The organism is Planococcus beigongshangi (genome assembly GCF_016820495.1).
Taxonomy (GTDB): Bacteria; Bacillota; Bacilli; order Bacillales_A; family Planococcaceae; genus Planococcus; species Planococcus beigongshangi.
In genome coordinates, this window is record NZ_JADHDU010000006.1 from 12,684 (window position 1) to 39,482 (window position 26,799).

27 protein-coding genes, 3 pseudogenes and 1 riboswitch are annotated in these 26,799 nt (G+C 44.7%); of the genes and pseudogenes, 26 read left to right on the plus strand and 4 right to left on the minus strand.

What is annotated here, in order from left to right; translation table 11 throughout:
- The first annotated feature begins 66 nt into the window (after window positions 1–66).
- Window positions 67–1,041 (plus strand): threonine ammonia-lyase, encoded by a 975-nt coding sequence (gene ilvA / locus IQ294_RS12735; RefSeq protein WP_349291366.1) that lies wholly within the window; start codon window positions 67–69, stop codon window positions 1,039–1,041.
- 199 nt (window positions 1,042–1,240) lie between these two features.
- On the opposite strand, the gene IQ294_RS12740 is transcribed toward ilvA, so the two are convergent.
- Window positions 1,241–1,810 carry a biotin transporter BioY gene (locus IQ294_RS12740; protein WP_203334439.1) on the minus strand — a complete coding sequence of 190 codons (570 nt, stop codon included), beginning with the start codon at window positions 1,808–1,810 and terminating at the stop codon, window positions 1,241–1,243.
- Window positions 1,811–1,942: 132 nt separating this feature from the next.
- Window positions 1,943–2,043, plus strand: a riboswitch (TPP riboswitch).
- 101 nt (window positions 2,044–2,144) lie between these two features.
- Between IQ294_RS12740 and tenI the strand changes: the two genes are divergently transcribed.
- The 7 genes and pseudogenes from tenI to IQ294_RS12775 all read left to right on the plus strand — a co-directional run bounded on the left by tenI (window position 2,145) and on the right by IQ294_RS12775 (window position 8,158).
- Window positions 2,145–2,750 (plus strand): thiazole tautomerase TenI, encoded by a 606-nt coding sequence (tenI, locus tag IQ294_RS12745; RefSeq protein ID WP_154750180.1) that lies wholly within the window; start codon window positions 2,145–2,147, stop codon window positions 2,748–2,750.
- Between the two features lie 33 nt (window positions 2,751–2,783).
- Window positions 2,784–3,911: a glycine oxidase ThiO gene (thiO, locus tag IQ294_RS12750; protein ID WP_154750181.1), complete on the plus strand. Its 1,128-nt coding sequence runs from the start codon at window positions 2,784–2,786 to the stop codon at window positions 3,909–3,911.
- A 13-nt stretch (window positions 3,912–3,924) separates the two neighbouring features.
- Complete coding sequence (thiS, locus tag IQ294_RS12755) at window positions 3,925–4,128, plus strand: sulfur carrier protein ThiS (RefSeq protein ID WP_154750182.1); 204 nt, start codon at window positions 3,925–3,927, stop codon at window positions 4,126–4,128.
- A 2-nt stretch (window positions 4,129–4,130) separates the two neighbouring features.
- Complete coding sequence (locus IQ294_RS12760; protein ID WP_203334440.1) at window positions 4,131–4,898, plus strand: thiazole synthase; 768 nt, start codon at window positions 4,131–4,133, stop codon at window positions 4,896–4,898.
- Entirely contained in the window at window positions 4,895–5,914 is a 1,020-nt protein-coding gene (locus tag IQ294_RS12765) for a thiazole biosynthesis adenylyltransferase ThiF (protein WP_203334441.1), read from the plus strand. Before IQ294_RS12760 ends, IQ294_RS12765 begins: the two co-directional genes overlap by 4 nt.
- A 101-nt stretch (window positions 5,915–6,015) precedes the next feature.
- Window positions 6,016–6,768, plus strand: coding sequence for a 3-oxoacyl-ACP reductase (locus IQ294_RS12770; protein WP_203334442.1), 753 nt, complete (start codon window positions 6,016–6,018; stop codon window positions 6,766–6,768).
- A gap of 79 nt (window positions 6,769–6,847) precedes the next feature.
- Window positions 6,848–8,158 (plus strand): annotated as a pseudogene (locus IQ294_RS12775) (LLM class flavin-dependent oxidoreductase).
- A gap of 283 nt (window positions 8,159–8,441) precedes the next feature.
- Here IQ294_RS12775 and IQ294_RS12780 read toward each other — a convergent pair.
- The gene (locus IQ294_RS12780) at window positions 8,442–9,305 is read right to left on the minus strand and encodes an Rgg family transcriptional regulator (RefSeq protein WP_203334443.1); all 864 of its coding nucleotides are present in this window, start codon (window positions 9,303–9,305) and stop codon (window positions 8,442–8,444) included.
- 164 nt (window positions 9,306–9,469) lie between these two features.
- On the opposite strand from IQ294_RS12780, the gene IQ294_RS12785 reads away from it, so the two are divergent.
- The 6 genes from IQ294_RS12785 to IQ294_RS12810 all read left to right on the plus strand — a co-directional run bounded on the left by IQ294_RS12785 (window position 9,470) and on the right by IQ294_RS12810 (window position 14,962).
- The gene (locus tag IQ294_RS12785; RefSeq protein WP_203334444.1) at window positions 9,470–9,910 is read left to right on the plus strand and encodes a hypothetical protein; all 441 of its coding nucleotides are present in this window, start codon (window positions 9,470–9,472) and stop codon (window positions 9,908–9,910) included.
- A gap of 1,016 nt (window positions 9,911–10,926) precedes the next feature.
- Window positions 10,927–11,793: an ABC transporter permease subunit gene (locus IQ294_RS12790; protein WP_203334445.1), complete on the plus strand. Its 867-nt coding sequence runs from the start codon at window positions 10,927–10,929 to the stop codon at window positions 11,791–11,793.
- Window positions 11,787–12,824 carry an ABC transporter permease subunit gene (locus tag IQ294_RS12795; protein WP_203334446.1) on the plus strand — a complete coding sequence of 346 codons (1,038 nt, stop codon included), beginning with the start codon at window positions 11,787–11,789 and terminating at the stop codon, window positions 12,822–12,824. The genes IQ294_RS12790 and IQ294_RS12795 overlap by 7 nt, the downstream gene beginning before the upstream one ends.
- Before the next feature lie 166 nt (window positions 12,825–12,990).
- Window positions 12,991–13,518, plus strand: a complete 528-nt coding sequence (locus IQ294_RS12800; protein ID WP_203334447.1) for a sigma-70 family RNA polymerase sigma factor — start codon at window positions 12,991–12,993, stop codon at window positions 13,516–13,518.
- A complete protein-coding gene (locus IQ294_RS12805; protein ID WP_203334448.1) occupies window positions 13,508–14,518 on the plus strand; it encodes an LCP family protein in 1,011 nt (336 codons plus the stop codon). The genes IQ294_RS12800 and IQ294_RS12805 overlap by 11 nt, the downstream gene beginning before the upstream one ends.
- 96 nt (window positions 14,519–14,614) lie before the next feature.
- Window positions 14,615–14,962, plus strand: coding sequence for a CPCC family cysteine-rich protein (locus tag IQ294_RS12810; protein ID WP_203334449.1), 348 nt, complete (start codon window positions 14,615–14,617; stop codon window positions 14,960–14,962).
- Between the two features lie 59 nt (window positions 14,963–15,021).
- On the opposite strand, the gene IQ294_RS12815 is transcribed toward IQ294_RS12810, so the two are convergent.
- Window positions 15,022–15,894 (minus strand): sulfurtransferase, encoded by an 873-nt coding sequence (locus IQ294_RS12815; protein WP_203334450.1) that lies wholly within the window; start codon window positions 15,892–15,894, stop codon window positions 15,022–15,024.
- Between the two features lie 252 nt (window positions 15,895–16,146).
- Here IQ294_RS12815 and IQ294_RS12820 point away from each other — a divergent pair, with 252 nt between their 5' ends.
- The 9 genes and pseudogenes from IQ294_RS12820 (at window position 16,147) to IQ294_RS12860 (ending at window position 23,680) form a co-directional block, all read left to right on the plus strand.
- Window positions 16,147–16,869, plus strand: coding sequence for a class I SAM-dependent methyltransferase (locus tag IQ294_RS12820; RefSeq protein WP_203334451.1), 723 nt, complete (start codon window positions 16,147–16,149; stop codon window positions 16,867–16,869).
- A gap of 72 nt (window positions 16,870–16,941) precedes the next feature.
- Window positions 16,942–17,961: an SDR family oxidoreductase gene (locus IQ294_RS12825; RefSeq protein ID WP_203334452.1), complete on the plus strand. Its 1,020-nt coding sequence runs from the start codon at window positions 16,942–16,944 to the stop codon at window positions 17,959–17,961.
- 251 nt (window positions 17,962–18,212) lie between these two features.
- Window positions 18,213–18,899 (plus strand): FusB/FusC family EF-G-binding protein, encoded by a 687-nt coding sequence (locus tag IQ294_RS12830; protein WP_203334453.1) that lies wholly within the window; start codon window positions 18,213–18,215, stop codon window positions 18,897–18,899.
- Between the two features lie 162 nt (window positions 18,900–19,061).
- The gene (locus tag IQ294_RS12835) at window positions 19,062–20,054 is read left to right on the plus strand and encodes a LacI family DNA-binding transcriptional regulator (RefSeq protein ID WP_432419962.1); all 993 of its coding nucleotides are present in this window, start codon (window positions 19,062–19,064) and stop codon (window positions 20,052–20,054) included.
- Window positions 20,051–20,932: a ribokinase gene (gene rbsK, locus IQ294_RS12840; RefSeq protein WP_203334455.1), complete on the plus strand. Its 882-nt coding sequence runs from the start codon at window positions 20,051–20,053 to the stop codon at window positions 20,930–20,932. Before IQ294_RS12835 ends, rbsK begins: the two co-directional genes overlap by 4 nt.
- Window positions 20,929–21,315 carry a D-ribose pyranase gene (gene rbsD / locus IQ294_RS12845; RefSeq protein WP_203334456.1) on the plus strand — a complete coding sequence of 129 codons (387 nt, stop codon included), beginning with the start codon at window positions 20,929–20,931 and terminating at the stop codon, window positions 21,313–21,315. Before rbsK ends, rbsD begins: the two co-directional genes overlap by 4 nt.
- A gap of 19 nt (window positions 21,316–21,334) precedes the next feature.
- Window positions 21,335–22,258: pseudogene (locus IQ294_RS12850) on the plus strand (sugar ABC transporter ATP-binding protein); the annotation flags it as partial.
- Window positions 22,240–22,752, plus strand: a pseudogene (locus IQ294_RS12855) (substrate-binding domain-containing protein); the annotation flags it as partial. The pseudogenes IQ294_RS12850 and IQ294_RS12855, both read left to right, overlap by 19 nt.
- A gap of 370 nt (window positions 22,753–23,122) precedes the next feature.
- Window positions 23,123–23,680 (plus strand): hypothetical protein, encoded by a 558-nt coding sequence (locus tag IQ294_RS12860; RefSeq protein WP_203334458.1) that lies wholly within the window; start codon window positions 23,123–23,125, stop codon window positions 23,678–23,680.
- A 15-nt stretch (window positions 23,681–23,695) separates the two neighbouring features.
- Here IQ294_RS12860 and IQ294_RS12865 read toward each other — a convergent pair whose 3' ends face one another.
- On the minus strand, window positions 23,696–24,214 hold the full coding sequence (locus tag IQ294_RS12865) for a TetR/AcrR family transcriptional regulator (RefSeq protein ID WP_203334459.1): 519 nt from the start codon (window positions 24,212–24,214) through the stop codon (window positions 23,696–23,698).
- 98 nt (window positions 24,215–24,312) lie between these two features.
- Here IQ294_RS12865 and IQ294_RS12870 point away from each other — a divergent pair, with 98 nt between their 5' ends.
- The 3 genes from IQ294_RS12870 (at window position 24,313) to paiA (ending at window position 26,597) form a co-directional block, all read left to right on the plus strand.
- Window positions 24,313–25,137, plus strand: a complete 825-nt coding sequence (locus tag IQ294_RS12870; RefSeq protein ID WP_203334460.1) for an SDR family oxidoreductase — start codon at window positions 24,313–24,315, stop codon at window positions 25,135–25,137.
- A 175-nt stretch (window positions 25,138–25,312) separates the two neighbouring features.
- Complete coding sequence (locus tag IQ294_RS16455; protein ID WP_203334461.1) at window positions 25,313–26,038, plus strand: DUF2087 domain-containing protein; 726 nt, start codon at window positions 25,313–25,315, stop codon at window positions 26,036–26,038.
- Between the two features lie 40 nt (window positions 26,039–26,078).
- Entirely contained in the window at window positions 26,079–26,597 is a 519-nt protein-coding gene (gene paiA / locus IQ294_RS12880) for a spermidine/spermine N(1)-acetyltransferase (protein ID WP_203334462.1), read from the plus strand.
- The last annotated feature ends 202 nt before the right edge of the window (window positions 26,598–26,799 follow it).

A 26,799-nucleotide genomic window follows, 5' to 3' on the forward strand; every position in this document is an offset into this window, starting at 1 on the left:
ATATGCAACTTTTATAGATTCTAATATCAAGTCAGAGGTGAGCGTATTGGGGATTTGTTGGCGAGTGTGAAAATTGGTGAAGCGATGGGAAATCTGACGGGGAAAGTTCATCAAACTCCGTTAAAGCAAAGTGCAACATTAAATCACTTGACGAATGCGAAGATCTTTTTGAAATTGGAAAATCTGCAGAAAACGGGTTCTTTTAAAGTAAGGGGAGCCATGAACAAAATTACTTCTTTAACCGGACAGGAAGCAGCAAAAGGGATTATAGCAGCTTCTGCCGGCAACCATGCCCAAGGAGTCGCACTGGCGGCAGCGCTGCAGGGAATCCGGTCAAAAATTTACATGCCGAGGCACACTCCGCTTTCGAAAGTGAATGCCACAAAGGAGTACGGTGCAGAAATCGTAATGGCTGGAGAAACGTATGATGAATCCTATCAATTTGCGGCAGAAGAAAAGATTCGGTGCGGCAGCCCGTTTGTCCATGCATTTGACGATGAACAAGTAATTGCAGGGCAAGGGACCATTGCACTTGAAATGCTTCGGCAAAACAGCCAATTGGACATCATCTTTGTGCCGGTTGGCGGAGGCGGTTTGATATCAGGCGTTGCTCTTGCTGTTAAATCCATCAATCCATCCATACGGGTAATAGGTGTACAGGCGTCTGGCGCGTCTGCTGCCTATCGAAAATTCACCGGGCAAAAAGTGGAACCATATTTGCCGATCAACACGATAGCGGATGGGATTTTAGTCAGAGAGCCGGGAGCGGTAACTTTTCCAATCATTGAGAAGTATGTGGATGATATCGTAACGGTGGCTGATGAAGAAATCGCCTATGCGATCATGTTTATGCTTGAAAGGGAAAAAATGCTGACAGAAGGAGCGGGAGCCGCCGCTTTGGCCGCCATTTTATGCAACAAAATCGCCATTGGCCAAAAAAAGGTCGGCTGCATTATCAGTGGTGGAAATGCAGACCCTGAAAAATTGCCGCTTTATAAAAGCCTGGCTAAAATGCCAATGGATTTAAACTTAGCAAAATAAACAGCTGAGACAGAACACTGCATAATCAGAAAAGCGGTTTTTGAACAGATAACATTTATATAGAAGAAACTCGTGAGTGCAAACGAAGATTCCAGCGAGTTTATGTTCACCATTCATAGTTACAGCAATAAAAACTGCCGATCTAAAATCAGATCGGCAGTTTTTATTATTGGTAAGTTGATGGTCAGCCAGCCTATGTTTAAACAGCCTTTCTCTCTTCCAAATATAAAATATTAGCTGATTTCAAGCGATTTCTTACTATGATCCCAATCCACGCAGCCAGCGCGGCTTTAATAAGACCGACTAAAATGAACGGAACAAACCCACCCATTAACGCACCTGTCCATGAAAGATCAGCGAATATCTTCAACCAGACTGTTCCAAACATCAATGCCACAAACATGCCAAGGACATTAGCGATTATGGCATTGGCTAATGTGTAACTCGTTTTCTCGAGATAATAGCCTATGATAAAAGCAGTTGGAATAAAGCCGAAGAGGTAGCCGCCAGTCGGTCCGAATAAGCTGCCTAATCCTCCTGACATTTGAGCGAAAACGGGAATTCCAACTGCCCCCAGCCCCAAGTAGACCAGGACAGATAAAGTTCCGTACTTAGCCCCTAAAATCGTTGCGGCCAGTCCGATTGCCAGTGTTTGCCCTGTAATGGGAACTAACGGCAATGGGATTGTTACCTGCGCCAGGATTCCGATGATTGCCGCAAATAATGCCGTAATAATCATCATTCTCAATTTTACATTTGATTCTGTCATGTCACACTCTCCTTTTAAGTTAACCAAAAAAATAATTTGGTTAACTTATATATTACCATATTTCCTATAATAACTAGATAAATATTTGGAGAGATGTTAGGCTGTTTTTAGGCATCATAAAAAAACTGAATATAAAAACACTAGGGGAGTCTTTTGAGACTGAGACGGAGCAATCCGGACCCTTTGAACCTGATCTAGTTGAAACTAGCGTAGGGAAGTGGTTGCTATGTATTTTATCTATTCTTAAAATATGATCGAAACCACTCCGTCGCTGGAGTGGTTTTTTTATTTGCCAGGTATTTTTTATGCATTAAGGGAGTGAAGGAAAAAATACATGAAAACTAAAAAGTTGCATATTATCTCTACAGGAAGGCAAGAGCCGGAACAATTAGCAGATATCATCGGCAGGATTCATTTTGACATCGATTTCATCCATCTTCGTGAAAAAACGAAAACAGCAAAAGAAGTATATAAGACGGTGGAGCTTTTAAAAAGCAAAAAAGTTCCTCTTTCAAAAATAATTATTAATGACCGGGCGGATGTTGCCTGTGTTTCAAATGTGAAAGGAGTTCACTTAGCCTATCATTCGCTGCCTGTTGAAATTGTAAAACGAAAATTTGAGGATTTGACAGTTGGCTGTTCCGTTCATTCCCTTGAAGAAGCTCAAATTGCCGAGCAGCAAGGTGCTGATTATGTAATATTCGGCCATGTATATTCAACTCAATCCAAATCAGGACTCATTCCCAAAGGCTTAGAACAGTTGAGGTTCATTTCTGAATCAATTTCTATCCCAGTTATAGCGATTGGTGGAATAAAACCGACAAATAGTAGGGATGTTATCGAAGCGGGAGCACAAGGAGTCGCTGTAATGTCAGGGATATTGGAAGCAGAAAACCCTTCGCAGGCGGTACTGCAATATCGTTCCTATTTAACTAAATAATAGTTCGCTTGCAATGGTTAAGGAGAGATTTAAATGAATAAACCGTATGATGCCATTATAATCGGTGGCGGAGTCAATGGCGGAGCAATAGCTTTTAATTTGGCGAAAAGAGGAATGAAGGTTTTATTGCTGGAAAAAGACCGGCTTGCAAGTAAAGCATCTGGAGCGGCAGCCGGGATGCTGGGTGCCCAAGCCGAGTTGGATGGAGAGGGGCCGCTTTTTCAATTAGCCAGAACCAGCAGAGCGTTGTTTAACGACTTGGCAGATGAACTGAATATGATCAGCGGTGTTGATATTGAACTTGTGAAAAAGGGAATGCTAAGGGTTGCCTTAACTGATCGGGAGCAGCAGGAACACCATCGGATCAGTGGAATCCATAAACAGAACGGGGAACTTGCCGAGTTGCTTACAGGTGAAGAAGCGAGAAGAAGAGAGCCGGCATTGTCCAATGACGTAATTGGCGCAATGTATCTTGAGAGAGATGGACAAGTAGAAGCTCCGCAGTTGGCTTTAGGATTTTTAAAATCTGCCTCAGCACTTGGCTGCGTGATTATAGAATATGTAGAAGTACATTCCTTTCATATTGCAAATGGAAAAGTCAATGGCGTTGCTACGAATGAAGGCGATTTTATGAGCAGCAACATTGTAGTAACAGGAGGGGCTTGGAGCGAGAAGCTGTTGATGAAGATAGGCTTACAGCTCAAAATGTATCCCGTGAAAGGTGAGTGTTTTTCTGTACGGACAGAGTTTCCCTTATTATCAAGTACAATCTTTACGCCAGGTTGCTATCTTGTTCCGAAAAAAGACGGAAGAATCATTATAGGAGCAACCTCTGTACCGAATACATTTAATCAACAAGTCACTTTAGAGGGGATTTTTTCGTTAATGGAGAATGCAAAAAAATTGGTGCCTTCCATATCACAGAGCGAGTGGGAAAGAGCGTGGACCGGGATTCGTCCGCAAACGGCAGATGGCTTGCCTTATTTAGGTGAACATCCTGAGTACAAAGGGCTGTTTATAGCGACAGGCCATTTTAGAAATGGGATATTGCTGTCTCCGATTACCGGAGAGGTGATGGCTGATTTGATTGAAGGAAAATCTCCTTCAATTGATATATCTCCTTTTCGTGTAGATCGGTCAATCAGGAAAACAATCCAATAATGAGGTGAAGAAAATGATATTGACGGTAAATGGAGATCAAGTAGAAGTACCCAATACAGTGAAAACGATAGCCGAACTGCTGCAGCATTTTGAGTTGAACAATAAAGTAGTAATTGTTGAAAAAAACGCTGAAATATTGGAGAAGGAAAAGCATGCAGAAACTCTGATTTCCGATAAAGATAAAATTGAATTAGTCCATTTTGTAGGAGGCGGATGAACATGTTGAAGATAGGAAACCATGAATTCTCATCAAGATTATTATTAGGCACGGGCAAATATCCAGACTTTGAGATCCAAAAAGCAGCGGTAGATGTGTCGGGTACAGAGATTCTAACGTTCTCAGTCCGACGAATGAATATATTTGAAGCGAGCCAGCCGAATTTCCTAGAAAACCTGGATATTTCAAAGTATACCTTACTACCAAATACAGCTGGGGCCAAGACTGCTGAAGAAGCGGTAAGGATTGCAAAACTGGCTAAGGCATCAGGCCTTTGTGACATGATTAAAGTGGAAGTAATCGGCTGCCAAAAAACATTGCTGCCGGATCCAATTGAAACGTTAAAAGCATCAGAACAACTATTAAAAGAAGGGTTTATTGTCTTGCCGTATACATCAGACGATGTTCTTTTGGCAAGACGGCTCGAAGAACTGGGCTGTCACGCCATAATGCCCGGTGCATCTCCCATAGGCTCTGGCCAGGGGATCATCAATCCATTGAATCTTTCTTTCATTATAGAACAGGCAAATGTTCCTGTGATTGTCGATGCCGGCATTGGAACGCCATCTGATGCTGCGATTGCAATGGAAATGGGAGCGGCTGGCGTTTTGCTAAATACAGCTGTATCTGGAGCGGACGATCCAGTAAAAATGGCTAGAGCCATGAGACTTGCAATCGAAGCAGGAAGATTGGGATTTGAGGCGGGACGAATTCCAAAAAAACGGTATGCCACTGCCAGCAGTCCGCTTGAAGGGATGAGCATCGGTTGAATGGACGATACTCGCGACAGGAGCTTTTTGCACCGATAGGGATAAAAGGACAAGAGAAATTGAGGAACAAGCATGTCTTGATAATCGGTGCTGGCGCATTAGGAACTGGAAGTGCCGAAATGCTGGTACGGGCAGGGATCGGCAAAATTACCATCGCAGATCGGGACTATGTGGAGTGGAGCAATCTTCAGCGTCAGCAGCTTTATACCGAAGAGGAGGCAGAACAGCGAATCCCAAAAGCGGTGGCGGCTAAAAAACGACTAACGGCTATTAATTCTGAAGTGGAAATTTGCTGTCATGTCATGGATGTCTCAGTCGAAGAAATGGAACGGTTGGTGGAAGGCGTTGATCTGATTCTTGATGCCAGCGATAATTTTGATATCCGGATGATTATCAATGATATTTCCCAAAAATATCAGATCCCTTGGATTTACAGTGCATGTGTTGGAAGTTATGGAATCAGTTATACCATTCTTCCGGGTGAAACCCCTTGTCTAAATTGCTTATTAGAGAAGGTGCCTATGGGAGGAATTACATGTGATACGGTGGGAATCATCAGCCCTGCTGTCCAAATGGTCCTGTCTTTCCAAATTTCAGAGGCATTAAAAATTTTAGTTGAAGATAGACTTCATTTAAGGAACAAGCTGATCTCCTTCGATCTATGGGAAAATCACCAATCATCTATTAACGTCGATAAGATTAAAAGAGAGGATTGCCCTTCTTGCGGAGCGGAGCGTTCTTATCCTTATCTTTCTTTCTCAAACCAAACAAAAACCGCCGTTTTATGCGGTAGGGATACGGTTCAGATCCGTCCTTCCCAACCGATAGACAGAGACTTGGAAAGCTTGGATAAAGCCTTGTCCAGACAGCTGGGAAAGGTTTCACGCAACCCATATCTGCTGTCTTTCTCGACCGCAGAGCATCGCCTTGTCATTTTTAAGGATGGCCGTGTTTTAATTCATGGAACGAAAAGCATTCCTGAAGCTAAATCTTTATATCACCGATATCTAGGTTAATGTGCATTTATCTGAATGTTTAAGTGTGCTTGCAAATTCTTTATTGATCTCTTACTAAATTATTTAAGATTCAGAAAGACTAAAAAGAAGGAGTGGTTACAATGAACAGAACAGTATTGGTAACGGGCAGTAGTAGAGGATTAGGAGCTTCTATTGCAAAAACATTGGTGCAACAAGGGTTTAAAGTGGTTATCAATTATTATAAGAGCAAAGATGCTGCTGAAGAGCTTGTTTTTGGGCTAGGGAAGGATAATGCTATTGCAATTTGTGCCGATGTCACAAACCGCAAAGAAGTTGATGCGCTAGTAAAAAAAGCAACAGAATATTTTGGCCAAATAGATGTCGTAGTCAACAATGCATTGGTGGACTTCAAATTTGATCCAACCAAACAGAAATCTTTTACTGAACTTACTTGGGAAGATTATCAAAAACAGCTGGATGGTACTTTAAAGGCAGCATTTAATGTAGTTCAAAGCGTTATGCCTCAATTTATGGAACGGCAAAATGGAAGCATTATAAGTATCGGCACCAATTTATATCAAAACCCTGTTGTACCCTACCATGAATATACAACAGCTAAAGCTGGATTAATTGGTTTTACACGTAATCTCGCTTCGGAACTGGGACAATACGGCATAAAAGCAAATGTGGTTTCAGGTGGCTTATTAAAAACGACTGATGCAAGTTCTGTTACAACCCCGGAAGTATTCGATTTAATTGCTCAATCAACGCCATTGAAGAAAGTAACAACGCCTGAAGATGTAGCCAATATGGTCGCTTATTTATCTTCAGAAAATGCTGACGGTATTACAGGCCAGAATATAACAGTAGACGGTGGGTTGACAATGAACTAATAATTTCACTTACAAAGGATAGCTTTATAAAAAGAGGTTTTTTAAACAGCCAACCATGACTTAGGGAGCGAGATAACTAATGAAAGAAACTCAAAGGAAACAACTCCATTTAGGAATCTTACTGTATGGATGCGGACATCATCAGGCTGCTTGGTTAATGCCTGACTCAAGTGTGGACCGCGTTGGGGACATTTTTTATTACCAATCCTTGGCGCAGTTGGCTGAAAAAGGGTGCTTTGATGCAGTGTTTTTTGCTGACAATCAATCGTTCCTTGCCAAAGATTCAAATGAAATGCCGGCATTTTGGCTGGATCCAGTGGTCAATTTAACAGCCATCTCACAAGTGACGAATTACGTGGGATTAGTTTCAACAATCTCTAGCACCTTTTCCAACCCCTTCACTGCTTAAAGGCAGCTGTTGAGTCTGGATCATATTACTAAAGGCCGTGTCGGATGGAATCTGGTCACTTCAATGAGGGATGAGGAAGCGTTAAATCACAGTATGAGCAAACTGCCTCCCCGTGATGAACGGTATAAAAAGGCTGATGAATTTGCTGCTCTCATGAATAAATTATTTCTATCATGGGACAGCAATGAGTTTCTGTACGATCGAGCAGAAAGACAGTTGATAAACCCTGACAATATACGGCCAGTCAACCATAATGGCACTTATTTCAAAGTGAAGGGACCATCCACGACGCCAAAAAGCCCTCAAGGCAGACCGGTGGCCATGCAAGCAGGAGCCTCTGAACAAGGTATTGCATTAGCTGCGAAATATGCAGATGCAGTCTATTCAGTGTCATGGAACTTAAATCAAGCAAAGAAGTACCGAAAAAAGTTGGATGAACAGATTAAGCAAAATGAGGCCAGTGATCGGCATATCAAAGTATTCCCGGGCTTAGTCACTTATGTGGGCCGTACGAATGAAGAAGCTCTTGCCAAAAAATCTTCATTAGATGAAAAGTTGCCTGTGGAAACCGCTTTAAAACAGTTGAGTTTCTTTCTCCAGCAAGATTGTTCTAATTGGGAAATTGATCTAAAAGTGCCCCCATTGCCTCCTGTAGAAGAATTCACAGGTCCAATTGGCCGATACGAAACAATACTTGAAATTATTAAGGATACCGAACCTACAGTAAAAGAACTATTAGGATATCTTAATGCAGGCGGTGGGCATTTCACGCTTATTGGTACGCCTGAGGAAATTGTGGATCAGATGGAGATTTGGGTTGAGGCGGGTGTTGCTGACGGATTTAACCTTATGCCTCCTACACTGCCCGGTAGTTTAGAGGACTTTGTTGAACTCGTTGTTCCTGAAATGCAAAAAAGAGGCATCTTCAGAAAGCAATATGAAGGGCATACTTTCCGTGAGCATTTAGGATTAACACGATGAATTAGATTAAAGGGACTGAACTGGGGGCAGAAACTGTTTTTTAAATGGCTAAGACAACGGGTGAACTGGCCTTTGCTGCAAAATTAAACAAGTAGAAAAAGGTGCTTTGGCAAGCGACATTTTTAACTGCCATTCACTGCAATTTTTTTACTTACCAAAACAATTTTCTAATGAGGTAATTGGTTTACATATCATGATCTTATCGGAAGTTGTTTGAATAGGGAGAGAAGAGGCTGATAACAGTACCTCTTCTTTCTCTATTCTTTGTAGATGTATGAGTCTGCTATTGTTGCAACTTACCGTGATTCTGTATTTCACCAATCAAAATATCCCTCAACGTGTAGTCTTCGAGAAGTTCCAGCATCAGAATTCCTTTATCGGCGTCTTCCTTGCCTTCGGACAGTGTAAGCTGGCTCAAGCAGATGCCTTTCCGCACATAGGCAGCCGCCAGGTGTTTGTACATGGCATATTCTTTGAACACTTCGCTCATATGCTCAATAATCCCTAAAGCTTCCGCATACTCCTGCTCCCTGATTAACAGGAACGACAGATTCAGGTTCACAATCCCGATTAATTTATTCGCCTCTTTGAAATCTCCGTATCTTTTCAAATTGGTAATCACTTTCTTTGTCATTTCTTTCGCTGCAGCGGAAGGGAATAAAAATAAGATCGAGTTGATGATTTTGATTTCCGACAAATACCAGTAATGGCGATCGGCCAGCCGGCTCCAGACAACTTCTGCTTTTTTCCTCGCCTGCTCCATATCATTCGTTTCGACCAGCAGAATCAGCGCTTCACAGATGACCGCTATATCAGCGACCACTTCATTTTCTGCATTTTTCAATATTTCCCGGGAAGTTTTGATAATCGCATCCAGCTGTTTTGAATCATTGAAGGGCAGATTGAAGAAATCAAGGAGCAGCTTTTCATGCGGATTATAATTATAATCATTCTGCATATAGGCAAATTCCTCCTGGGTCATTTCCAGCTTCTCCAGCAATTGAATGTAACTCGCATAGGAGATTTCGTTTTTCCCCAGTTCAAATTTCGAATACGCGCTTTGAGTCAGAACTCCCTTGGCCATAAATTCCTGTGAAAAGTTTTTATTCCTTCGTATTTCCTTAAATAACGTGCCAGCATTATTCACAATTTCATCTTCCTTTCAGTCAAATATGACTATAATGTCAATAAGTTCAGGTTAGCAGATATTCTAAAAGTAAAACATCCATTTTCGGAAAATTATAAACACTGTTGCGGTTGAGCATCAAAAAAATAAAAAATATAGATTTTGAAAATTGGGGGATGCTGAGTATGAAGAGGAAAGCTAGCAGTCTGTTGGTGCTTATTTTGGTGATTGGGATTGTTCTATTGGTCGTGCGATGGAATGACTACCGGGAGAAAAATTTGGTCGATGTCCTGGAGGCAGAGGAAATAGAGCAATTCATTTACCTCGAACCAAACACGGAAACTGCTGTTCTTTTTCAAGAGACGGCATTTAAAGATCCGGAGACAATCAAAGAAGTGATGGATTTTTTTGGGCAGTACAAAGTGAAAAAAGAAGGGGGAAGTAATTTCTCGACCAGATATCCGGATGAGCAATTCCATTTCATACTTGAATATACAGACGAACGTATAACTGTCCCATCTATGATCGAAAGAGATGTGCTACTATTTCATAATAACCAGTACACCATAACAAATGGCCCGGTGGATTACAGACGGATTGAAGCATTTTTAGCGAAACAAAAATAACAGGGGCAATTAATAGATTCACCGAATATTTGAGGTATTGCTTATAGTAATTAGCTTCAAATTGGAAGAGCGGGTGTTTGAAGAGAAGAAGCTTGTACGGGAGCTTCTTCTTTTTTGTTGAATTACTTGTGAAGGTTACATATGAGTGGTTATCGGCAGTAATAGCTAGTGGGCGATAGAAGGAGAGGTAGTAATAGAGAGACCCCTGTAACCCAGCATGACTAAAAGTCTTGTTGAGTTACAGGGGTTTTTAAAAGTCTGGATTGTCTTCAGTTAGCTTGGCCGTTCTTCAGCCAGCTTATAAATTTTTCTTTATCCCGCTTTCCGAGTGCCGCAATCTGAATCAGATGAATGGTGTCTTCATCTTCCCTGACAATAATTCGAAGACCCATTTTTTTGTTTTCAATTTATTGCATTTTACCAAATTGCTGTGAAGGGGTTGTCTGGATTCCATTCCTCTCATCTTAATCCGATCAGGTGCTTTATCGACAAAAATCTTTTGGCTCCCATCAAGCTGTACATAGTCGTCTTTGAATCCAGTGTCCATTCAAGCTGATACAACAATTACTCCCACCAGTCTTTCTCATCGATAACGGGGGACCTAACTGCGACTGCACCGCGAACTTCCCTATCTGAGAAAGTAGCAGCATTTTCAGTTGATAGACGTTTTTCAGCGATTAAGTCAGCCGGCTGATCGTAAAGTTCATCAATTTCTTTGTTTAGAGACTCGCATTGTTTTTGGAATAAGCCTGACTCCCGCAACCTTTTTGCGATTGAAGACTTAGACGCCACCACCGAGGAATTGATGTTCCGGATCCATGCGCAAGCAACGGAACTGTCATGAATCATGTCTGCGGCAGGGAACAAACACTCGGCTGGTATGAGACTGGCATGAGACATTGACGGACGTTTCGCCTTATAGTTTTACCCTGCTGAAAGTTCGGAATGTTACAATTTTTTATTGGAAAAAAAAGAGAGGAATGGTAGTCTGGAACATAAGGGGAGTGGAGCATGACATGACAGCCATCCTGAATGTTTTCATGAGATTTTTCTTTGTGGCGATCGGATTGATCCTGCTGAGCGCAGTTGTAGGGCTGTTCGTAAACGGCATACATCCGGATGCAGGTCTGTTCATCACCCAGATTTTTCATATTGTCAAATCACTGGCAATCCCGGAAAATTTAACCTTTACGGCCATAAACGGCGCGGAATATTCCATTTTCCCTCACTTTTGGGAGTATTACTTCTATTCACTGATTATTTTTCTTTCCAGTCTAATCCTTTCGCTGGCAATGGGAATCGTGCTGGCTTACATAACATCACTTCTTCCGGAGAAAAAAATCCATTCAGTCGCAAAAACGGTTTCTCTATTGGAAGCTTTACCTGATCTATTCATCATCATGATCATTCAATTCGGCGTCCTTGTCTATTATAAACAAACCGGCACGCTGCTTTTCAGCATCGTTTCGTTAGGCGACAATAAAACTTACATATTCCCAATTATTGCATTGGCGCTGATTCCCAGCATCATGGTCTATAAAGTGATCCTGTTCCTGGTCAAAGAAGAAATGAAAAAAACCTATGTGAATTTCGCGAAAAGCACCGGTTTCAGCCAGACTTATATCTTTTTCCATCATATTTTACGGAATATCACTCCTACAATCGTCAGCCACAGCAAGTCCATCCTGCTATTGCTGTTGTCTTCCATGGTGATTTTTGAACAGATCATTAATATCAGAGGGATTTTCACCTTCATCATTGAAAATCCGGTGCCGAACGTGATCGCCTTTACGTTGATCCTGTTCTATTTACCGATCTTTTTGATATATGCATTGATTACGGCATGGGTTGAAAAAGCGACTGCCCAGAGATTGGAATGGTGACGGATATGGGAATTGCAAAACGTTTGATGAAGAATAAAGTGTTTCTCATCGGATTCGGTATCATCGGCGGGTTCTTTTTGGCAAGTCTGTGCTATTTCTTTTTTTTCAACGATCAGATTCCATCTGCTCCGCTGCTCTACGATGAAAATGGAAAGCCGTTGCCTGCTCCGTATAAGGGTTCGGACTATCCGCCGCTTGGAACGGATGAATTCGGGCGGAACATTGCCATCGTCATGCTTGTCGGAGCGAAATATACCATCGGGGCCGCGTTGATCATCATGGTCCTGCGTGTAGTGCCGGCTCTCTTTTTCGGTATTTTCCTGCAGTTTTTTCTCAAATGGTTTAAGCGGCCGTTGAAATCCATTGCCGATTCCATCAATTATTTCCCTATCACGCTATTGGCTTTTCTGTTATTGAACTGGGTCAGTCTGGAAGGGATTCTGATGCAGGAAGATGTTCCTTCTTTCGGCGTTCAGATAGCTATTTACATCTGTGTTCTCTCTTTCATCTTTATTCCACTGAATTCCGTACTGATTGCGAATGAAGTGGAACTGCTCTACAGCAAAGAGTTCATCGAAAGTTCGCGTACCTTGGGGGCGGGGACCTGGCGCATCATTACGAAACATATCTGGCCTTACCTGGTTCCTCAGCTGTTCATCATTATGATAAGAGAATTTATCCAGGTTCTGATCCTGATGGCTCACCTGGGGATACTAGGCATCTTTATCGGAGGAGTCGTCAGTAAAGGCAGCCTGTTCGGCCGGAATGTGCTGACCTCGCGTTCCAGTGAATGGGCGGGGACACTCGGCATGTGGTGGGATTATTTCTGGACAGCCTTTCCCTGGATCGCTTTTATTCCGATCACTTTCCTTACGGTGCTTATTCTGGCGGCAAAAGCAATGTTGAATAGCTTAGAAAGTGTATTGTCGGCAGATGAACAGGCGAAACAGGCGGATCTTCAGGAGCCGGAAGAAGAGGAGCCGTTCGCGCAAATGGCACCGTTTCAATTGCTGCGCTATAAAGACAACTGAATTCTTAACAGGCAAGGAATTCGGAACTGAATTCCTTGTTTTTTAATTGGCAGACATAAAGTTTTTCATTCGCATAGATTCATCACATTCGTTTTTCTAAAAATTGAACCTGAAATGAAACGGCACTCGTCTAATAGCAGAGCAGGGGGAAAGGGAGGGCAGCAGAATGGGCAGAGAAGAGAAAGATTACATATTGGAAAAAGTGATGGTCGAATACGGAAATGAGCTGGTGAGGCTGGCATATTCCTATGTACATGATGCCGAAACAGCGAAGGATCTGGTACAGAACACGTTCATCAAATGTTACAGGAACCTCGATACTTTCCGGAACGACGCCCAGATGAAGACCTGGCTATACCGGATTGTAATCAACGAATGCAAAGATTACCTGAAAAGCTGGAACTGCAGAATGGTCCAAGTCAAGAGCTTTATAAACGAAACAACAAGTTCCATCCTGCCGTCAGCCGAAAAGACCATGATCAATCAATACGATAACAGGCAATTGAAAGATACGGTATTTTCCCTTCCGAAAAAATATAGGGAAGTCGTCTATCTCTATTATTACGATTCCTTGAAAACGGAAGAAATAGCTGAAGTGCTGATGATTTCGGCAAATACAGTAAAGACAAGGTTGAGAAGAGCGAAACAGCGGTTGGAATCTATGCTGGAGGAGGCTGAGCTGCATGAAAGATGATCAAACAAAATACAGTTTCACCGATGCTGCCAATGAAGAATTGACATTTTTGAAGGAAGACCGGGAAGAAGTGTTCCGGAAAATCCGCCAAGCAGAGAAAAAGAAAGTGCATACTGCGGCTCATCCACTGTTTTCGGTTTCCAGAAAACTGGCGCCTCTTACGATTTCATTGCTGATGGTCGGCTTAAGCCTGTTTCTATTCTTTCCATCACTCTTCGACAGTACGGGAACTGAAACTACTGGAACGGCACCGGTTGGAGAAGCGGCTCCGCAGGAAAAGGAGGAAGGTTATTTCACGGCTCTGTTCTCCATTAAAGATGAAGAGGATAGAGTGCCGCTCAATCTGTTGCTTGCATACGATAAAAAGCAAAAAAGGATGAACATTTTATCCATTATGCGGGATGCACATATGGAAATGCCGAATCAGGATGACCCGGATGCGTATAAAAAATTATCCCACGCATACCTGAATGGTTCAAAGGGCGCTGAAAGTGTGAAAGCTGCAGTTTCTGACCTGTTTGATTTGCCGGTTGATTATTATGCGGTCATGGACTTGGAAACTTTTTCAGCAGCAGTCGATTCGGTGGACGGAATTGTTTATGATTTGCCTGAAGATGTAACCGTAAGAGCGATATCGCAAGTAGCGTTCGAATTGGAAAAAGGGAGACGGAATTTAAGCGGCGAAGAAGTTGTGGTATTATTGATGGACGCTACAGAGGAGAAAAGTTTTGGCGCGGAGGATCAATTGAACCTGATCAACTCAGTCATCGATCAAACCATCAATGAATTTTCAGCCGAAGAGTTGAAGCGATATGCTGCAGAAATGGAAAGCAACATTCCGGATGACCAATTATCCTGGAGCGGACTGGATCAGATTTCTGTTCAGCTGTTGACTTTAAGTGATGGAATGCAGAATACGATGATCGACGAAACCTTCTATATTGAATTTGATGAGGAGTTCTTGCATGCAATAGCATTAGAATTAACGACATTCGACTAACATTCAAGAAAACCAGATTTAGAATTTATTTCCAGTTCTTTGTCGCAAGAAAGTACTCGATAAAGTAAGAGTTGCTCTAAGGGGGAGAAGCCATAGATGAACAGGGTAAAATGTCCGTGCTGCGGTTATCCGACTTTGGAATTCAGAAATGATCATGAAATCTGCCTGCTGTGCGATTGGGAAGATGATGGCCAGGACAGTGCTCAGGCAGCGGAAGTCCGGGGCGGGCCGAACGGAGATTATTCCCTCGCAGAAGCGGGCGAAAATTTTAAGGCGCATTTGATAATGTACAGGGACGGCGATGAAAGAAACTCCTGGAAAGTTGCCGGGCAGAAAAAAAGGCTGATGAAGGCTTATGCCAGGTTTGAGACAACGGACAATGAAGAGCATTGGACTGAGATTCTTATATTGGAAAACGAACTGCAGTCGCTGAAATATAGATGAGAAGCCGGCAAAACCAAAGAAATCCCCGCAACCTTCACGATAAGGTTGCGGGGATTTTTTCAATCTGCGCCCTTTATGACCGGGCAGCTCGGATCGCTCGTCCATTCGTTCATGGAGCCGTCATAGACTGCTACATTCGGTTGGCCGAGCCTGTTCAGCATTAATGCATTCCATGTGGCGGCAATGCCCCCGCCGCAATAAGTGATGACTTTTTTAGAGGGATCGAGTGCGCCGCTTTTTTCAAAAGAAGCGCGTAATTTATCTTCATCGTAAAGGGCTTTTGTTTCCGTATCGGCATGCATGCCGAAAAAGATGTTTTTGCTGCCGGGAATATGAGCTGCCTGGAAATCTTCAGGTGACAGGCTGTTGATGAGAACCGTCTGCTCATCGTCCATCGCTTTTCTGACGTCCTCTTTAGTTGCCAGCATTTCAGAACGGCGGTGTCCTGTGTAATTTGCGCGTGGATAACCGGGAGACTCTGTCGATAATTCACGGCCTTCCGCTTGCCACTTCTGTAACCCGCCTTCAAGAATAGCGATGTGTTCGAAACCTTCATAACGTAATTGCCAGGCCAGGCGTGATGCCCAGTAGGATGCTGCGACTGGTTCATCGACCAGCGCATTCTGGTCGTAAATGACTGTATAGGTATCATCGCCGATTCCGAGCTCCGTCATTTTTTTGACGAACGCATCACGTGCCGGTACTGTAAACGGCAGGTCGGATGCAGCATCCGTTAATTCACCAACCAGATCCGCATATACGGCTCCTGGGATATGTCCCTGTCCATAGGAAAATCTGCCGGACTCGACATTCGGCGGTCCGCCGCCATCGGGGAATTTCATGAATACGGTCGCATCGACAATGCGCAGTTTTGGATCATCCAATCTTTCAGCCAGCCATTCGGTCGTAACGATCAATGGAATATTTTTCATATGCAAATCCTCCTTGTCCTCATTGATTCCACTTTACGTCGGCGGCAGCGAAGCGTCAAAAGTTAAGCTCTGCCAGGAATGTTTACGGGGAAGAGAAGCCCGGGAAAACACGAGGGTAGAGGCAATGGACCGATTAGGAACAGGATGAGCAACAGAAGCGGAAGCGAAACGATTGGTTTTGGCACATTTGGATCGGGTGATCGAGCCATTACCGGATCCATGCAAATAAAACGGAAGGCGGAGAAGCGAGCGATGAAACTTTACAGTGAACTGGCTGAATGGTGGCCGTTGATGTCTCCCCATACGGAATATGAAGAAGAAGCGGGGCTCTACCTGGAAATCATCCGGCGTTATCATCCGAATGTTAAAAGCGCAGTGGAATTCGGATCGGGCGGCGGCAGCAATGCCTATTATCTGAAACAGCATTTTCCGATGACCTTGACGGACCTGTCACCGGAAATGCTGAAAGTCAGCAGAGGATTGAATCCGGATTGTGCACATATCGAAGGAGACATGAGGAGCCTGGATCTTGAAAAAAAGTTCGATCTTGTGTTTATCCATGATGCCATCATGCATTTTACTGACAAAGGCGACTTGCTTCAAATCATGTACAACGCGAAAAAGCACTTGAATGATGACGGCATACTCCTGGTTGTTCCGGACCAATTCAAGGAAACATTCCAGACGACGACGAACCACGGCGGCATCGATCAAGGCCGGCGGGGTATGCGGTATCTGGAGTGGACATATGACAATGACCCTGATGATAACAGGACTGAAGCGGAATATATCTATGTTATGCGGGATGGACAAGGACAGGTTTTCAGGGAATTCGATCATGATGAATCGGGTCTGTTTTCAATGCCCGAATGGGAAGGGCTGCTGGAGCAAGCGGGTTTTAAAGCGATGTTTGAGCGCATCGATTATAAGGAACTGGAAGGTACTTACTTTGCGGTTGTAGCGATTCCTTTATGAAATAGCGAAAAAGGGATGCGGGTGACATTTGCAGAATACAGTAACCAAGCATAAAAAGAGGGAGGCTAAAAGATGAAGCTATTAATACTTGGGGGCACCCGTTTTCTTGGACGTTTTTTGGTGGAAAGCGCGATAGATAATGGCCATGAAGTGACACTGTTCAATAGAGGCAAATCAGATCCGGGGCTGTTTCCGGATGTGGAAAAGCTGATCGGGGACCGTGATGGGGATCTGGGGGCGCTGAACGGACGCAGCTGGGATGCCGTCATCGACACGAGCGGCTATTTGCCCTGGATTGTCAGTGACTCACTGGAATTGCTGGCGGGTGCAGCTGGCCATTATACGTTCATCTCCAGTGTCTCTGTCTACAATCAGTTGGAAAAACCCGGAGTTGAGGAAAACCATTCGGTGGGGCAGCTTACTGCGGAACGGATCGAAGAATTGAAAGGGATGGATCCGGCAAAGGCCATAGGTGAAAATTACGGGGAACTTAAATACCTGTGTGAACGGGAAGTGGAACGGGTTTTTCCGGAACACAGTTTAATTGTTCGGCCAGGATTGATCGTCGGTCCCTATGATGTAACGGACCGTTTCAGCTATTGGGTCAACCGCGTTGCAAAAGGCGGACAGGTGCTCGCTCCCGGACGCCGCGACAAAGAAATTCAGTTTATCGATGTCCGGGATCTTGCCGGCTGGATCATCCGATGCGTCGAGTCCGAAACAACTGGCACATTCAACGCCACAGGTCCTGAATCTGAATTGACCATGGAAAATTTCCTTGTGGCATGCAAAAAGACGGTCGGTGATGAATCGGAATTTGTATGGGTGGAAGAGGAATTCCTGCTGGGCCATGAAGTGCAGGGCTGGACGGAAATGCCTTTATGGATTCCTGACAGTATGGATATGAAAGGGTTCCATACCGTGGATATCCGAAAAGCGCTCGCTGCCGGACTGAAATTCCGTCCGCTGGAAGAAACCATCCGGGATACATTCGAATACGAATCGGCACGCAGCGTAACAGAGAAGAAAGCGGGTATGGCTCCCGACAAGGAAAAAGCGGTCTTGAAAGACTGGAATGAAAAAGGATTATAAAATAAAAGGCAATACCCTACAAAAAAATCGGGGTTTAGTTTAAGATAGAAGTCAACAGCACCTTCGAAAGGGGTGATATCAGGTGACAAGCAACATTCGAATGTCAGCGTCAGGAAAAACCCATGCAAAGCCTGTAATACAGAATGGCGATCCTTTGCGTGGGGCAAGCAAGAACTGATTCGCCCGTAAATGTGTCATTCGAACATGGCGTCCTTATAATTATCCGATCAAACAATAAGGAGTGTTTCAAAATGATACATGTAAAAGAAACTAGTGATAACCAAGGAACAGCTGGAGAACGTCCGGAAGCATTTATCCGGAACCACCAGTTCAACTTTATCAAGGGCCAGGCAAAAATCCTGGTCAATGGCAAGGCAAGCAGCAGCGACGCGGAAGTGCTGAGTGTGCTGCGCCATCTGGCACAGGAAAAGGTATTTGGATTATTCCCTTCTTTGACCGAAGAGCAAAAAGCGGTTTTGAAACCTTTGACTGCAGTGAAGGAAGCGGCTGAAGCCGAAACATTTCTTGAACAGGTGTCGGCGTATTTGCTGCCGTTCAAAAGTGTCACGGACCAGGGCTTGAAGAAATTATTCCCGAAAGCGAAAAAGCTGAAAGGGCCGAAGTTTGACCTGGTTGATTTCAAAAAGCTGTCCTATCTCGGCTGGATCGAGAGTTCAACGCTCATGTACTTGGTCATTGAAAAAGATGGCCGCCTGGAAGGCATCCACGGCAGCTTCAATCGAAGTGCAAAACACGGGATCTGCTCCATCTGCAACCGCCATAGCGAAGTGGGTCTGTTCACCGCCAAGACAAAAGGTTCAAGCCAGGATAATTTCGTCAAACGCGGAAATTATATTTGCCAGGACAATGAAACATGTAACAGCAATATCGATCAATTGGCGCATCTTCACGAATTTGTGGAGCGGCTGCAACAGTAAGAGAAGGCTCTCCGGTAAAACGGGGAGCTTTTTTTAATTAGCGAAAAACGCGCTGTAAAGGGAAGTGGGACAAAAAATAGCCCAATTGGAAAATGTTGTTGGTTGACAGCGGGAGAAACGGAATATATATTATGTGTAACCGGTTACATATATAGATTAGGGGTGAGGCAGTTGACGACGATCAGGGATGTAGCGAAAAAAGCGGGTGTTTCTGTTGCGACTGTTTCAAGATTCTTGAATGGAAATGGCTATGTCAGCCAGGAAGCGGCCATTGCAGTGAAGGCTGCCGTAGAAGAGCTGAATTATGAGTTGAATACAGTCGCCCGTTCACTTTCGACTAAAAAATCAAATCTGATCGGATTGATCCTGCCGGATATTACGAACCCCTTTTTCCCTGAGCTTGCCCGTGCAGTGGAAGATGTGGCTTTAACTTACGGCTACACGGTGGTGCTGTGTAATTCCGATGAAGATCCTAAAAAAGAGAAAAGTTACATAGAAACATTGAAGAAGAAATATATTGCCGGTTTTATTGTGACGTCGAATCAGCTTGATGCTCCGCATTATGCCAATTTAAAGCTGCCGATTGTAGCGCTTGACCGTGTCATCAATAAGAACATCCCGACTGTCGTATCGAATAACAGGCAGGGCGGGTTTTTGGGAGCGCAGGCGCTCGTCGAAAGAGGCAGCAGGAACTTGCTGTTTCTGAGAGGACCGAAAGATTTCGGTTCAGCCAATGATCGTTTCACAGGGTTCAGCGAGGCGATGGAACAAAATGGCGTCAATCATCAGACGGCATTCTGCCCATTTCATTTTGCAGAATCGGAAAAAATTGTGGAAGGGATTTTGCGGGACAATAAAGAGATCGACGGCATATTTGCCAGCAGTGATGTACAGGCAGCGGGGGCATTGAAAGCAGCCCATAATCTGGGTTTGGCCGTGCCGGCAGATTTGCAGATAATCGGTTTTGACGGTATTTCGATGGGTGAAATGATGACACCCGCATTGACGACTGTCGCCCAGGATATTTACAAAATGGGCGCGATTGCGACGAGGGTGCTGATCAAGCAGATCGAAGGCCAGGCAATTGATGAATATATGAACGAGATTCCAGTGAGTCTCGTGGTTCGGGGAACGACAAAAGGAGCGGTGACATGATTACAGTGGTAGGCAGCATCAATATGGATCTCGTGGTTCGCACGGACCGGTTCCCGAAACAAGGGGAAACGGCGATGGGAAATTTATATACGACGATTCCGGGAGGCAAAGGAGCCAATCAGGCAGTCGCAGCAGCCAGGCTCGGAAGCGGCGTGCAGATGGTGGGCGCAGTAGGGACCGATGCATTTGGCCAGGTGCTGGCCGAAGGATTGGATAATGAAGGGGTTCAGATTGAACACGTTAAGCAATTGGATGGCATGAGCGGAATCGCCAACATCCTGCTTTCTGAAGGTGACAACCGCATCATCGTGGTGCCGGGGGCGAATCATCTTCTGGAGGAAGAAGGGATGGACGATCTGGAATCCCTCTTCAAAGCGAGCGATCTGGTGATCCTTCAATTGGAAATTCCGCTTCCGGTGGTGCAGCGGACATTGGAGATTTGTAAGCGCATCGGTACGCCGACTATTTTGAATCCGGCGCCGTCAGCAGGTTACTGCAAGGAAATGGAACCTTATTGGACTTACCTGACACCGAACGAATCAGAAGCGGAAGAAATTTTCGGCGAGCAATGGGAAGACGCTTTAGAGCAATTTCCGAACCGCCTGATCGTGACATTGGGTAAGAACGGCGCGCGTTATTTCGACGGTGGGCGGCATGTGACAGTCGAGGGATACGAAACGTCAGCAGTCGATACGACAGGCGCCGGTGATACCTTTAACGGCGCGTTTGGCGTGGCACTGTCGGAACAGATGCCTTTTGAAGAGGCAGTCCGTTTCGCAAATGCAGCAGCTTCATTGTCTGTCGAAAAAATGGGAGCTCAAGGCGGAATGCCGGGCAGAGAAGAAGTCCTCCGGAGAATGCGCGGTGCTGCAGAGTGAAGAAGCATGGAATGATCAACCGCGACATCGCTGCATCACTGGCTGAATTCGGCCATACGGATCACCTGGTGATCGCGGACTGCGGATTGCCGGTACCCAACGGTGTACGCTGCATCGATTTATCCTACGAATTGGGCAAACCGTCATTCATCGATATTCTGGACGCGGTCTTGGCGGACTTCCAGCAGGAAGCCGCGTTTATTGCCAAAGAAATAGAACAGGCAAATCCAGTAATTGAAACGAAGATAAAAGACCGGGTAACGGTTTCCTATATGACACACGAAGAGTTGAAGCAATTGAGCAAGGACGCAAAACTGATCATCCGGACCGGGGAAGCAAGCCCCTACGCGAATATCGTGCTGCGTTCAGGTGTGATTTTCTAAAAAAGGCAGGTGTGAACCGATGATTGAAATGACAGGCATTTCGAAAGCTTTCAGTTGCAACCAGGTATTGAAAAACGTTTCCTTTTCCCTTGAAAAAGGTGAAATCCATGCATTGATGGGAGAAAACGGGGCAGGTAAGTCTACGATGATGAAAGTGTTGACCGGAATACATAAACGCGATGCCGGAAAGATCGCCGTCAAAGGAAAAGAGGTGGATTTCTCTTCTCCTAAAGAAGCGGAAAAAGCCGGAATTGCTGTAATCCACCAGGAATTGAATATCCTGCCTCATCTGTCGATTGCCGAAAACCTGTTTCTCAGAAAAGAAGAGACAGTCGGCAAAACGAACATTCTGAGAACCAAGAGCATGAACATCAAAACGAAAAAGATGCTTGCTGAATTGGGTCTTGATGTGAATCCTTCATCTCCAGCAAGCGAATTGTCGGTCGGCAAGCAGTAAATCGTGGAAATCGCGAAAGCGCTGTCAGCCGAGGCGGAAGTCATTATTATGGATGAACCGACTGCCGCGTTGACAGACCGTGAGATCGAGACGCTTTTCAAGACGATTCGTGAGCTGCAGAAAAAAGGCGTTTCCTTCATCTATATCTCCCACCGGATGGAAGAGATTTTCTCTCTTTGCGACCGGATCACGGTGCTGCGGGACGGCGAATTTGCAGGTGTGAAATATATAAAAGATACATCCTTTGAAGAAATCGTGCAGTTGATGGTCGGCCGCGAACTGGGTGAGCGCTTCCCGGAAAGGCATGCTGAAATCGGTGAAGTGAAACTCGCGGTCAAGGGCTTGACGAGAAAAGGCTGTTTCGAGAATGTTTCGTTCGAATTGCGGGAAGGCGAAGTCCTTTCCATTGCCGGCCTGATGGGTGCAGGACGCACAGAAGTGGCTCAGGTACTTTTCGGCTACAAAAAAGCCATATCGCTTCAGATAACGCGGCCGGCGGGGAAATGGCTGGCGAATACTTGCTGTCATTAGTCGGGGAAGGAACGCAAGTGGCTGAACTTCAAGGGGTTCCCGGAGCTTCTGCAACCCGTGAACGCGGAGAAGGTTTTAATGTCATCGCCCAGGAAAGCCTGGATGTCGTGGCACAGCAAACCGCTAATTTTGACCGCGGAGAAGGATTGACGGTCATGGAGAATATCCTTCAATCGAATCCGGACATCAAAGCTGTATTCGCACATAACGATGAAATGGCATTGGGTGCCCTTGAAGCTATCGAAGCTTCAGGAAAAGACATTCAAGTCGTCGGATTTGATGCAACGGAAGATGCGGTTAAAGCGGTTGAAGACGGCCGCCTGGCAGGCACAGTTGCCCAAAAACCGGAACTGATCGGTGAAACGGGAGTGGAAACAGCCATTCAATTCCTTGAAGGGGAAACTGTGGAAGCAGCGATTCCTGTAGAGCTGGAATTGATCCAGCCTTAAATTTAAGCGAATAAAAGAAGATTTTGAACAGCATCCCTGGAAAGGGGATGCTGTTTTTTTGTCCAGTGTTAATTGGATGATACGGGTTGGGAAAATTATGGGGGTTTTACGGGCGAAACAGGAAATGGTTTTTCTGTTTTTGATGTGAATATGACAATTATATCTTTTAATTAGTTAAATGTGTAGAGTTTGTGAAGGATATGGGTTCTAAAGTAATGAAATGGAAGTTTTGATGTTGGGAAAATCAGGGAGTGGTTGATATCAAGGGGACAGGTGGCTAGTATCAGGAGTATGAAGGCAAATTATGACGTTTTCTGCCGGTTTACCAGGCAGATGCCATAGATTCAAATGACACATTGGAGTTGGGGCTATGAGAAGAAGGTTGATGGGATCGCTGCTCATCTTTGCGCTGGCCGGATTGGGTGTGCTGGGTTATGCATGTTTCGGAAAAGCTGAATCGGAGGAAGCCGGATGGACGCATGCCAAGTCCTACGACTCGCTTGAGAATATAAGGGCGGAAGCGGATTTGGTGGTGCGTGCACATGTGCCGCTGTATTATGATATCCGTGAAGTTGGTGAAGGGGATAAAATCACGAGACAGGCATTTTATGACGTGGTGATCGGAGAGGTTTTCAAAGACCTTACCGGTCATGGATTCAGTAAGGGTTCTGAAATTGTTGTCAATCAGGTGATTGGCATGAAAGATATAGGGGCTGCTGACTATTCATCGGACCGCGGGATGAAACCGATGAAGGCGGGGGATTATTTATTGTTCCTGAAAAAATTCATCCACCCCGACGGTAAAGTCTACTATATATCCAATTCGTCACGCCATCTCTACAAGTGGCGAGGAAACGGCATATTTTCAAATATCACATCCGATGAATTGACGGAAATCCGCTATTCGGAGTTGTCGGGTGAGAGCTGAAGCAGTTTTCCGGTTTTATTGATCCAGCAGATCAAGGGGCTGCACCAGCTTTTCTGTCCAATCGGTATAGGCGATTTTCGACAGCTTCTCTGCTGCTTCGACAGGACCCGCCTGGAATCCTCCGGTGACCCAGGCGCTCAAATAGCCAATGGTTCCATAACTGGCAAAAATGGCGTAATCCGTATCGTTGAAAACCTCGTGCAGGCGATCTGCCAGCTGATTGGACAAAAGATGGATCGTGTGTGCATCAGAAAACTCCCATCTGTAAAAAGACCAGTAGCTGAGGATATGCCTGCATATCTGCTCTGTCACTGGGCTTGCTTCGGCCGCTTCCGAATAAAGGCCGAGGAATTGGCCGTTCAGCGTTGTACGCAATTCATCTACCAATTGATATTTATCCGTAAAATGCAGATAGAATGTAGAGCGGGACACTGCCGCTTTTTGCACAATATCCTTCACAGACAAGTCATCGAACTGACGGTCGGCCAGCAGCTGCAAGAAAGCTCCCATTATTGTTTCTTTCGTTGTTTTCATTTATGACGCCTCCATGGACATTTCGGACAAAAATGTCTCGTGAAATTTTCTTGAACACTGTTATCCTTAATTATAAAGAATGACAGGAGGAATAACATATGACAAAAGATGTTTATGTAATTACAGGCGGATTTGGCGGAATGGGCAAAGCGACGGCTGAATTGGTCGGCCATAAAGGCACGGTTCTGCTGGCGGATATTTCAGAGGAGCGCCTTGCCCAAACAAAAGAGGAACTGGCTGCGAAAGGCATCACAGATGTCCATTACCAGACAGTCGATATCACATCTAAAGAAGATGTGGCAAAACTTGCTGAAAAATCGGCAGAACTTGGTACGTTGAGAGGGCTTGTGCACACTGCAGGACTGTCACCGACAATGGCCGATTCCAAGCGCATCACGGCCGTCAACCTGGTGGGAACAGGACTGATCCTGGATGCATTCCTGCCGCTGGCAAATGAAAGAACTGCGGCCGTCATGGTATCATCGATGAGCGCTTATATGGTGCCGCGCCAAGGGCCATTCATGGAAGCATTGACTCAGCCGCTTGCTGAAAACGCAGTGGAAACAATGGAGCAATTCACGCAAGGGGATTCAGGCGCAGCTTACAGCATGTCAAAACTTGGCGTCATCCTGATCGTTGAAGATCAGGCTTGGGCATGGGGCGAAAAAGGTGCTCGCCTGAACTCATTGTCCCCTGGCACGATCAATACGCCAATGGGCCGTCAGGAAGCTTCCCAGCAGCAACAGATGAAAGTCATGCTGGACCACACGCCGCTCCGCCGTGAAGGAGAGCCGTCTGAAATCGCATCGGCTATGGAATTCCTGCTGAGCGATGCCGCGTCTTATATCACAGGCATTGACCTCCGCGTAGACGGTGGCACAATCGCCAACTTCCCGCGCATGCGTGCTTCGATGTCACGTTAATAAAGATGGAAAGTTAAACCCCCGAGAGCGCGATTGATGCTCTTGGGGGGTTTCTGATTAAAGTAAATGCATGGGAGAAACGTTAAGTATGATAATAAACTATTTTTAAAAACTGTTTAATTATTTGTAAACAAAAGTTATAATTGTTTACAAATATTCAAATGGAGATGATAAGGTGGAAATTGAAGATGCGACGATTGAAGAATTAGTTAAAGGCCATCGGGACATACACGCCTATTATCAATGCCTGTTTTGCGCTGAATCATTTGATAAAGAAGAAATTTTCAATACAGGAAACCGTTTTATAACTGCGCGGAAGATGATAGAGCGGCATATTCAGGAGGCACATGGTTCTCCATTTCAGGCGATTATGGAACTGGATAAAAAATTGACTGGCCTGTCAAATGTGCAGGCAGAGATGATGAGTCATTTTTTTGAGGGAAAATCCGATTCAGAAACAGTGGCAGCCAGCAGTGTGAACAGCGTTTCAACTGTCCGCCAGCACCGGTTCAAACTTCGCGAAAAAGAGAGGCAGGCGAAATTGTTTATTGCCCTGATGGAATTATTGAAAGAAAAAGATAAATATATGGTGCATAAAGGAGCGAGGCAAGTGGACGAACGCTATGGCATTGAACAGGAAGTACGGGAAAAAGTATTGAAAGCTTATTTCAAGGATGGCCTCGATGGACCGATTGAAACGATCCCGAGCAAGGAAAAGAAGAAGCTCATCGTTTTGCAGCATATCGTGACAAAATTTGAAAAAGGTCATTCATACAATGAAAAAGAAGTGAATGCGATTTTGAAAGAAATAAACGCAGATTTCGTTTCACTTCGAAGACATTTGATCGAATACGGATTCATGGACCGCAACAACGAGGGTTCTACATATTGGGTGAAATAATAATGGATTATCGGGCTTGTGGGCGGAAGGAGTGGAATCGATGGATATTAAAATTAAGAAGTGTTTGATCGAAGATGTGAAGGAGCTGCAGAAGATCAGTGTAATTACATTTACAGAAACGTTCGAAGAACATAATACGCAGGAGCATATTAAGGCTTATCTGGACAAGGCGTTCAGTATTCCGCAAATGGAAAAAGAATTGGCCAATCCTTTTTCGCGTTTCTTTTTCGTAACGGCGGACGGGCAAGTGGCGGGTTATCTGAAAGTGAATGAAAATGACGCGCAGACAGAAGATATGGGTGAAGATGCGTTTGAAATCGAGCGTATTTATATAAGCCGCGCCTTCCAGAAACATGGATTGGGGAAACATCTGATGGAGCGGGCGCTGGAATTGGCTGCCGGGCTTGGGAAAAAGAAACTCTGGCTCGGCGTTTGGGAGCATAATGATAACGCCATCTCGTTCTATCAGAAAAAAGGCTTCGTCAAAACGGCCGAACATTCCTTTTTCATGGGGGATGATGAACAAATCGACTGGATCATGGTAAAAGAGCTGGATTGAGGGCGGGTTTTTAATTTTTTTCGCTGTTGTGTGCGGTGAGGGGACTTTATGTGCGCTGAGCGGATATTGTGTGCGCAGAAATGGATTTATGTGCGGTGACAGAGATTTATGTGCGGAAAACAGGTTTTATGTGCGCAGTGCCGATAATTTGCCGTTTATACTAAATTTTTGCACATGATATCATTCGCACAATCCAAGATAT

Bases quoted from the DNA above. Each gene is read 5' to 3' on its own strand.
- IQ294_RS12870 (WP_203334460.1), top strand. From the start codon at position 24,313: ATGACAAAAGATGTTTATGTAATTACAGGCGGATTTGGCGGAATGGGC.
- IQ294_RS12805 (WP_203334448.1), top strand. From the start codon at position 13,508: ATGAAAGATGATCAAACAAAATACAGTTTCACCGATGCTGCCAATGAA.
- tenI (WP_154750180.1), top strand. From the start codon at position 2,145: ATGAAAACTAAAAAGTTGCATATTATCTCTACAGGAAGGCAAGAGCCG.
- IQ294_RS12740 (WP_203334439.1), bottom strand. From the start codon at position 1,810: ATGACAGAATCAAATGTAAAATTGAGAATGATGATTATTACGGCATTA.
- IQ294_RS12770 (WP_203334442.1), top strand. From the start codon at position 6,016: ATGAACAGAACAGTATTGGTAACGGGCAGTAGTAGAGGATTAGGAGCT.
- rbsK (WP_203334455.1), top strand. From the start codon at position 20,051: ATGATTACAGTGGTAGGCAGCATCAATATGGATCTCGTGGTTCGCACG.
- IQ294_RS12815 (WP_203334450.1), bottom strand. From the start codon at position 15,894: ATGAAAAATATTCCATTGATCGTTACGACCGAATGGCTGGCTGAAAGA.
- paiA (WP_203334462.1), top strand. From the start codon at position 26,079: ATGGATATTAAAATTAAGAAGTGTTTGATCGAAGATGTGAAGGAGCTG.
- IQ294_RS12830 (WP_203334453.1), top strand. From the start codon at position 18,213: ATGATACATGTAAAAGAAACTAGTGATAACCAAGGAACAGCTGGAGAA.
- IQ294_RS12820 (WP_203334451.1), top strand. From the start codon at position 16,147: ATGAAACTTTACAGTGAACTGGCTGAATGGTGGCCGTTGATGTCTCCC.
- thiO (WP_154750181.1), top strand. From the start codon at position 2,784: ATGAATAAACCGTATGATGCCATTATAATCGGTGGCGGAGTCAATGGC.
- IQ294_RS12790 (WP_203334445.1), top strand. From the start codon at position 10,927: ATGACAGCCATCCTGAATGTTTTCATGAGATTTTTCTTTGTGGCGATC.
- IQ294_RS12865 (WP_203334459.1), bottom strand. From the start codon at position 24,214: ATGAAAACAACGAAAGAAACAATAATGGGAGCTTTCTTGCAGCTGCTG.
- IQ294_RS12810 (WP_203334449.1), top strand. From the start codon at position 14,615: ATGAACAGGGTAAAATGTCCGTGCTGCGGTTATCCGACTTTGGAATTC.
- IQ294_RS12785 (WP_203334444.1), top strand. From the start codon at position 9,470: ATGAAGAGGAAAGCTAGCAGTCTGTTGGTGCTTATTTTGGTGATTGGG.
- IQ294_RS12795 (WP_203334446.1), top strand. From the start codon at position 11,787: ATGGTGACGGATATGGGAATTGCAAAACGTTTGATGAAGAATAAAGTG.
- IQ294_RS12760 (WP_203334440.1), top strand. From the start codon at position 4,131: ATGTTGAAGATAGGAAACCATGAATTCTCATCAAGATTATTATTAGGC.
- IQ294_RS12860 (WP_203334458.1), top strand. From the start codon at position 23,123: ATGAGAAGAAGGTTGATGGGATCGCTGCTCATCTTTGCGCTGGCCGGA.
- IQ294_RS12800 (WP_203334447.1), top strand. From the start codon at position 12,991: ATGGGCAGAGAAGAGAAAGATTACATATTGGAAAAAGTGATGGTCGAA.
- IQ294_RS12825 (WP_203334452.1), top strand. From the start codon at position 16,942: ATGAAGCTATTAATACTTGGGGGCACCCGTTTTCTTGGACGTTTTTTG.
- thiS (WP_154750182.1), top strand. From the start codon at position 3,925: ATGATATTGACGGTAAATGGAGATCAAGTAGAAGTACCCAATACAGTG.